The following is a 1,346-nucleotide window of genomic DNA, read 5'->3' on the forward strand; positions in this document are numbered from 1 at the left end:
CTCGACCGTCGCGCCTTCGTCCAGGATCCCCTTTGAGGCCGACAGCGCCAGCACCGCGTCGCGGCGCTTGAACACGTCGCGCGGCAGGGTGCCGGTCTTAAGCTTGGTGGACAGTGTCTTGCGGGCACCGGCCCAATCCTCGGCCTGAGCCTGCAGACGTAATAGCGTATCCTGCACTTCCTCATGCTTGGGTCGCAGCGACAGTGCTTTCTCGGCCAACTGGAGGGCTGTCTCCGTGTCGCCTTCGGACAGTTTCTGCTTCATTATCCCACGCACACCGACAAAACGGGTCGGCTGGTTCGACAGCAGCCGTTTATAGGCTTCGGCCGCTTTGCGAGTGTCACCGCTCATCTCCGCAGCCTGTGCCACCAACAGATCAGTCAGATCCGGCTTTTGCAGGTATTTCTCTGCCCGCGCCGCCTTGGCCAGCGCCAGACGCCCCTCACCCGAGGCAAGCGCCATCAGACCATCGGCCAGTGCCTGATAGCCTTTGCGCTCGCGCCCCTTGTCCCAATACCGTGACAAGGCGGTTTCATCACCATTCAAAAAATGCAGGGTGGCAACCAGAAGCGACAGCAGCTTGAGGAACAGCCAGACTCCAAAGACCAGTACGCCCAGCGCTATCACCGATTGCAGCGCACCCAGAGTATATTCAGTGCCGGCTACGGTGATCTGCACCCCGCCGGCGGTTTCCATCAGCAGGCCTCCGCCAAATGCCAGAAGCGCGATAATCGCGACGAAAACGAGGATCTTTAACAACGACCAGAGCATGGCGGCTTCCTTATTTGGCTTGCAGGCTTTGGGCCAGATCAGCGGCGGCAGTCACAGCTGCCAACCGCGCGTTTGCCGCGGCTTCCCAGCTGGACAGGGCAGCGCGGGCAGAGCCGGGCAGGGCAGAAAGTTCTGACAATGCTTCCTGCAGCTTCCCCCCGGCCACAGCCGCTTCGGCACGGGACAAGACCGCATCCGTATCGTCCCCTTCGCGAGGGGTGACAGAGCGGGCACCCAGATGGCGATTCACGTAATCGAGCAGGCCGCTGCCCTCCTTAGTGTCTTCCCGGGCTGAGGCCAGCGCCTCGCGGGCAGCCGGGGTAAACCCGTCCCGCAAGGCAGAAAGCGAGGCTATTCCGCTCTCCGCAGGACCGGACAAGGCTTCCGGAACATCAACACCGAGGGCCGCAAGCTCCTGCACACTGGCCGCATAGCTGTTACCGGTGTCCAAGGCAGAACGCAGCTGCGCCAGCTGCGTCTGAGCGCTGGCAATCCGTGCGGCCTCGGCACTCGCCGCGTCCATCGCCTGGGCGTCTGCCAGCATCTGTTCGACTTCGGAACGCTGCGCCGCAAGG

General features: G+C 62.9%; 2 protein-coding genes. Both read right to left on the bottom strand.

Features of this window, described 5'->3' with window-relative positions; all coding sequences use genetic code 11:
- A partial coding sequence (locus tag A2I95_RS38470) for a heme biosynthesis HemY N-terminal domain-containing protein (RefSeq protein WP_291737662.1) occupies positions 1–771 on the bottom strand: 771 nt, incomplete at its 3' end.
- Between the two features lie 10 nt (positions 772–781).
- Positions 782–1,346 (bottom strand): COG4223 family protein (locus tag A2I95_RS38475; protein ID WP_367153211.1); only part of this gene is annotated, 565 nt, incomplete at its 5' end.

It is taken from the genome of Leisingera sp. F5, from assembly GCF_001593695.1.